General features: G+C 61.8%; 9 protein-coding genes. 6 read left to right on the plus strand and 3 right to left on the minus strand.

Annotated elements, in window-relative coordinates:
• Positions 1 to 240 precede the first annotated feature (240 nt).
• The 5 genes from IT41_RS18845 (at position 241) to IT41_RS18865 (ending at position 4,184) form a co-directional block, all read left to right on the plus strand.
• Positions 241 to 510 (plus strand): hypothetical protein, encoded by a 270-nt coding sequence (locus tag IT41_RS18845; RefSeq protein WP_074948233.1) that lies wholly within the window; start codon positions 241 to 243, stop codon positions 508 to 510.
• A 135-nt stretch (positions 511 to 645) separates the two neighbouring features.
• Entirely contained in the window at positions 646 to 1,185 is a 540-nt protein-coding gene (locus tag IT41_RS19630) for a DUF3768 domain-containing protein (protein ID WP_081967639.1), read from the plus strand.
• A 260-nt stretch (positions 1,186 to 1,445) separates the two neighbouring features.
• Positions 1,446 to 3,311: a ParB/RepB/Spo0J family partition protein gene (locus tag IT41_RS18855; RefSeq protein WP_036744241.1), complete on the plus strand. Its 1,866-nt coding sequence runs from the start codon at positions 1,446 to 1,448 to the stop codon at positions 3,309 to 3,311.
• A 57-nt stretch (positions 3,312 to 3,368) separates the two neighbouring features.
• Positions 3,369 to 3,575: a hypothetical protein gene (locus IT41_RS18860; protein ID WP_052081796.1), complete on the plus strand. Its 207-nt coding sequence runs from the start codon at positions 3,369 to 3,371 to the stop codon at positions 3,573 to 3,575.
• 423 nt (positions 3,576 to 3,998) lie between these two features.
• The gene (locus tag IT41_RS18865) at positions 3,999 to 4,184 is read left to right on the plus strand and encodes a hypothetical protein (protein ID WP_036744242.1); all 186 of its coding nucleotides are present in this window, start codon (positions 3,999 to 4,001) and stop codon (positions 4,182 to 4,184) included.
• Between the two features lie 51 nt (positions 4,185 to 4,235).
• On the opposite strand, the gene IT41_RS21105 is transcribed toward IT41_RS18865, so the two are convergent.
• From IT41_RS21105 to IT41_RS18875, 3 genes are read right to left on the minus strand one after another with little or no spacing between them, the layout of a single operon-like run.
• Positions 4,236 to 4,379, minus strand: a complete 144-nt coding sequence (locus IT41_RS21105) for a hypothetical protein (protein ID WP_156116975.1) — start codon at positions 4,377 to 4,379, stop codon at positions 4,236 to 4,238.
• Positions 4,380 to 4,389: 10 nt separating this feature from the next.
• A complete protein-coding gene (locus IT41_RS18870; protein ID WP_036744243.1) occupies positions 4,390 to 4,815 on the minus strand; it encodes a type II toxin-antitoxin system VapC family toxin in 426 nt (141 codons plus the stop codon).
• On the minus strand, positions 4,815 to 5,060 hold the full coding sequence (locus tag IT41_RS18875) for a type II toxin-antitoxin system VapB family antitoxin (protein WP_036744245.1): 246 nt from the start codon (positions 5,058 to 5,060) through the stop codon (positions 4,815 to 4,817). The genes IT41_RS18870 and IT41_RS18875 overlap by 1 nt, the downstream gene beginning before the upstream one ends.
• Positions 5,061 to 5,125: 65 nt before the next feature.
• On the opposite strand from IT41_RS18875, the gene IT41_RS21110 reads away from it, so the two are divergent.
• On the plus strand, positions 5,126 to 5,275 hold the full coding sequence (locus tag IT41_RS21110; protein ID WP_156116976.1) for a hypothetical protein: 150 nt from the start codon (positions 5,126 to 5,128) through the stop codon (positions 5,273 to 5,275).
• Positions 5,276 to 5,633 lie beyond the last annotated feature (358 nt).

Below are 5,633 nucleotides of genomic sequence, written 5' to 3' on the forward strand. Positions count from 1 at the left end.
CATCCCGGCCAGCGGCATGTGAATCGCCGCACTATACAGGCCTTACACATGAACGCACCCGATCACTCCGCCAGCGAGCAAACAACCGACTTGCATTAAACGGGGCATCCACACATGGCGTCTCGCTCATGCCCTGCAAGGTCTGGCCGCTGTGCGACCAGACTGGACAAATCCGGCAGGGGGCCGCTGGCGCGGCCTATGGCAAGATCGGAAGCCCCGGCAAGCGGTGCCGGGGCTGCTTTGTTGCGGATCGCGGCCTTTGGCCGCTGCATCCTGACGCGGGGGGATTCGGGCAAGCCGAACGCCGCCCGCGTGCCGCGTTGCACGGTTGCGCTCCATCATCTTCGTCGGGACGAGCTGCTGGCGCTGCGGGTGCTGGCGGCCAGGTCGCGCGAGATCGCCGGCGAAACTCTGGTGTCGCGGTCGGGATGTTTGCTGGTGAAAATGAGGGTCTGGCGGCAGGCGCGTCAAGCGATTTCAACCGCATATCATGTTGAAATGTTGAAATAAAATTGGCCTTTGCGGCTTGTTTTTCCTTGTCTATACGCCGCATTGCGTATATACATGTAACAGGGAAACGGGGAAAGCCCCGGCCCTGCGGGAACCGGATAACCGGCCCGATCAGTCGCTAGAAGGAGTTGAGCCATGCTCGATCTTAACACCTATGTCTGTGCCGCTTGCGCACATGAGTTCCCCGCCGAGTTTCAGCCGCGCCGTTGCCCGAAATGTTGTGCGATGGGCGGAAGCCGCGATTTTCCTTCCGCTGTGGCGCTGACCATCGCGCAGCAGAATGATCGCTATCGCGCGGCGCTGGCGCTTGTCGCACCTCGTCTTTGCCAAGAACGGCTTGACATAGCCCTTGATGCAGGTGCCGCCCTGATCCAGTTGGCGACCGTCACTGTCGCCCCCGACTTGAATGGCCGCATCGTCGTGACGCCCGGCATGGCCGGGAAGGGCATTGCTTTCGTCCGCAACGCAGTTGTCTCCTGCGCGATGGACGGGAATTTCAGCGATTTCACCGACCCCTATCTGGACCATTCGTTCGGCACCATCGAAGTGGAAGGAGAGCGTCTTTATTGGGAAATCGGTCTTTATGACGCCGATTGCGAAGGCGGTTCGCTGGCCCCTGCCGATCCGTCCAAAACCCATCGTGTCGTGACGATCATGTTCCCATTGGAACGCTGATCGCGCCCGAAATCGGCCCGCTTCGCTCCGGGCGGGCCGATGCTTCCCGAAACATCAACCGGAAAGGGGGTGAATATATGAGCAGAGCAATCTTTGAAACGCGCCTCGCGGAAGCATGGGCGCTTATCAGGAAGGGCGATCAGAATGGCATCGGCCGCCGCTTCCTGAACCAGCACGGGATCATTTAAGGCCCCTCGCCTCGCCCCGTTGGGGCGGGGCACCCATAACACAAAACAGTCGTCGCTAACAAGGAACATAGCATGAAACGCGAGAAAATCGCCCCCGCCGTGATCCAGTATTTCCCCTTGGATCAACTCCACCTGTCCGACCTGAACCCGCGTCAGGATGCCGAGCCGGAAGGGATCGACCTGCTGGCCGACAGCCTTGCCATGATCGGTCTGGTGCAAAACCTTTCCGGGCTGGCTGATGCTGAAACAGGTAAAATCGGCATTGTTGCGGGTGGCCGTCGCCTGCGGGCGATTGCCCGCGCCATCGAGCGTGACCCCGCCGTGGTCGAGCGCCAGCCCACCCTTGCGCAAATTCCCGTTCAGATCACATTCGACACAGCGACGGCCCGCGCTTGGGCCAGCGCCGAAAACTCTGCCCGTGAGGACTTGGACCCTGCCGACGAAATCCGGGCCTATGGTCGGATGAAAGAATCCGGTGCTGACGTGCCGACCATCGCCCGCACGTTCGGTCAGACGGAAGCGCAGGTCTATCGCCGCCTTGCTCTTGCTGCTTTGCCTGCGGAAGTTCTGGACGCCCTGAAATCCCGTCAGATCAGCCTCGGCATGGCGAAGGCGTTCACCGTATCCCAAGACCCGGAATTGACGCTGAAAGTTCTGGACAGTGTTCGCGGAAAGGATGCTTCCGAACACCGCATCAAGCAACTGTTGCAGCCTGATACTGTATCTGGCCGCGACCGCCGGGCCTTGTTCGTCGGAGTGGACGCCTACAAGGCGGCAGGCGGAACCCTTGCCGCCGACCTGTTTTCCGATCAGATCGCCTTGCACAACCCCGACCTGCTGTCCCGGCTGTTTGCCGAGAAACTGGAAGATGATGCCGCTGCCGCCTGCGATGGCTGGCACTGGTTTGAGATCATGGAAGGGTCTTACGTTCCCTATGGTGCAGGCGAGAAGATGAAGCGGCTTTACCGCGTCGAGGGCGTTCTTGGAGAAGAACAGTCGGAGCGTTACGATGAACTAGCCGAGCTTGCCAATGGTGAGGTGCTTGACGAGGCCGGACAGGCCGAGCTTGCCGCGCTGCAAGCGATCCTCGATGGCGACTACACCGAGGATCAGCGGCGGTTCGGCGGTTGGCTGGTCTATGTTGACGATCACGGGCGGCTGCGCAAGGAAGGCCCCTATGTGAAGCCGCAAGACCGCAAGGCGGCGACCGAGGCGGGCGTTCTGACCGGACACGCCGCCTATGACGGCGGCGAAGATACCGCGCCGAAATCGCCCTATTCCGCCGCCTTGGTCGAGGATTTGAAAGCCATGCGTCTGGCTGCCGTGCAGGGGGCGCTGCTGGACAAGCCGCAACTGGCGCTAGACCTCGCAGCCTACACGCTTGCGCAGGTTTATGGCGGCCCGCTGGACCTTCGCACCAGTGACGGGAAAATCCAGCCTTCGACCGCTACCGGCTTCACCCCCGATCCCCGGTTGGTCAATCCTGCCGACGAAGAACAGGGTGACAACGACGAAGGCGACGAGAAGGAGGATTTTGCCGCCTTCCGTGCCAAAGGCCAGAAGCACCGCAACACCATCCTGACGCTGGCCCTTGCCCGTGCCCTGAAATACGGTTGCACCGACTTCTGGTCCCAATCCCCTGATCCACTGTTCGATGCGATCGAGACGGAAACCAAGGCAAGCGTCCGCAAGGTCTGGACGCCAAACGCCGAGAACTTTTTCAACCGTGTCAGCGGCGATTACCTTGATGCGCTGCTGCTCGAAGTGACCGGAGCCGACCCCGAGGGCACCGGCTTCAAGACCTTCAAGAAGGACAAGAAAGGCGACAAAGCGCGGCAGATGGAGCGGCTGTTCACCGATCCCGAGTATCAGCGGGCTTGGCACATCGACGCAGAGAAGAAGGCCATCATCGACGCATGGACGCCCGATTGCCTCTGATGCCGACACCGGGGGCGGGACGCCCGCCCCCAACCCCGTTTTTCTGGAGGCCCTGACATGAACCCGCTCAATATGGCATATGCCGATCCTACCGAAGACCAGAAAGCGGCCCTTTGCGCCTATCGTGAGCGCCACGGGAAGCGGTGGAAAAGCCACCTGCTTGCCGATTGGCTGAAATCCGGTGCGCCGGACGAGCGGCCCGAGCTGCGCCAATTGCGCAACTCGCATGGCCCGTCCTGGCTGCTGGCCTATCGCCTGCCCTGAATTTCAGTTTCTGCCCTTCAGCGACGAAGGTAACTGGCCCCGCTTCGGCGGGGTCTTTCTTTTTCCTGGTGCTGTCCTTGGTTCCCGCTGCCCCGGCGCCGGCGTGCCGACACCAGGACAGCGGGCGGCGCTAAGGCCGCGCCGGGCCGCCGCTGCGCGGCACCCGCGTTGCGCCATCAGTCGCGTCCGGCTGTTAACCCGGCCCGCGCAAGGCGCTGGCCGGGGCCGGACCTATCCACCACCACACGGATCTTGTCATTCTACCACACTGGTCAAGGACGGCGGCCGCGCGAGCGCGGCCTTGCAAGCGGCCCGTGCCGGGCCGTCCCTGACTCAGCGTGTCCGATGCCTGCGACCGTGCGGGGCGGCTAGAGCCTCGCTTTTCCCGGTCATATCGCTTATATCCAAGGAAAGGAGTTCTCCATGAGCGAAACCCCGGAAAACCACACCATCCGGCTTCTGCAAGAGTTGCGGAAGGAGATGCGAGAAGGCTTCGACAACGTGAACGTCCGCATGGACGGTATCACGCACATCATGACATTGCTGGCAGGCCACTACCACAACGTCGAGGAACGCCTGTCCGCGCTCGAAGATCGTCAGAAACCCTGACGTCTCATTGCGGCCCCTGCGGGGGCCGCTTTCATTCCGGCGGGGGCTTCATTACGCTGTCCGCAGCCTGGTCGTTGCCCTTCCCGCCAGCAAGGCCGAATAGGCCGCGTCCGAGGCGGCGCGAAAAGGCCGGGGGTCGTCGTGCAGATCGACCCAGCCATCGCCTGCCCAGAACGTCGCAACGTATAGCTTCATGGCTATGTCCTTACGCGAGATCGGTTTCAGAAAAATCGCCGCCTTTGTAGAGCAGCGGGACGTGGAAGGCTTTCGCGCAGGCATAGGACAGTGCGTCGCCAAAGTTCAGTTGGGCCGGATGCCCGACCACCTTGCCATAGATCGACAAAGCCCGGATCGCCTCTTTCCCCATGCCGGTGCTGATGTGCATCTCATGGGCCTCGACCGCTTCAAGAAAGCCGTCCACCAGTTCGCCTGCGGCGGCAAAGTCTTCGGCTGTCGCCGGGCCTTTGCCGCGCGCCTGCACCCGAGCCTTGACCAGCCCAAGGGTGGCTTCCACCCGGACGACCGGCGAGAACCGCAGCTTGCCGCGCGCTGCCTCCATCGCCTTCAGCAAGCCAGGTGCATCCGGTTCGTCCAGCAGCACTGCGACCACCGCGCTCGCGTCCAGAAACATCAGTCCTCGCCCCACTGTTCATCAAAGAACGGCTTCAGGTCTTCGCCCGTGCTGACAAAGCCTGCCTCGGCCGCACTGCGCTGGATCTTCGCCACACGATCAACCAGCCGTTCCCGACCGGAAAGCACCTCGATCTGCGCCGCAAGCGCCTTGCGCACGGCCTCGGACTTGTTTTTTTCGCCCGTCATGGCACAGTATTTGGCGACCAGAGTGTCAATCTCTTCGCCCTTGATCAGCATTGCCATCGGTTTATCCTTTGTGGTATACCTTGTATATAGATTAATGTATATACCGCTGCAAGGAGGATGATATGCGTTTGATCTTTCGCATCGGCATCGCAGGCGTGGCCGCTTACGTCTTCATGCCCATCCTGCGCGACATCGCAGCGGTCGATTTTATGGGCAGCATCATGGCGGGCCTCGGTGCGACCGTGGCCGCATACGCCTATGTCAAACCTTGAAACGATCTAGGGCGTCTGCCCGCCATTTGGCGGGCACCGCGTTCTAGCTTCGGCCGCAAGCGGCCTTCGCCCGAGCCATTCAGGTCGATGCGACCGGCTGCGGCCGGTGCCTGTCTGTCTCGTCCCGAGCCAGCCATTCCCCTGCCGGTCCTGGTCGCCCTGCCCTACCCGTCTCGGCCCTGTCGGGTGACGCCCGCATGACGCGGGGCCGGATCTTGCCCACAGGGCATTCGCTCGATCCTTGATGGGGTGGATGCCCCTCCCGCGCCTCGTGGGCTACCGTGGGATAGAGAAGAGGAGGAACAGCAATGGACGAAGTTACCATCATCGGCGTCGATTTGGCGAAAAGCGCCTTTCA

The sequence above is a fragment of the Paracoccus halophilus genome, assembly GCF_000763905.1.
Classification (GTDB): domain Bacteria; phylum Pseudomonadota; class Alphaproteobacteria; order Rhodobacterales; family Rhodobacteraceae; genus Paracoccus; species Paracoccus halophilus.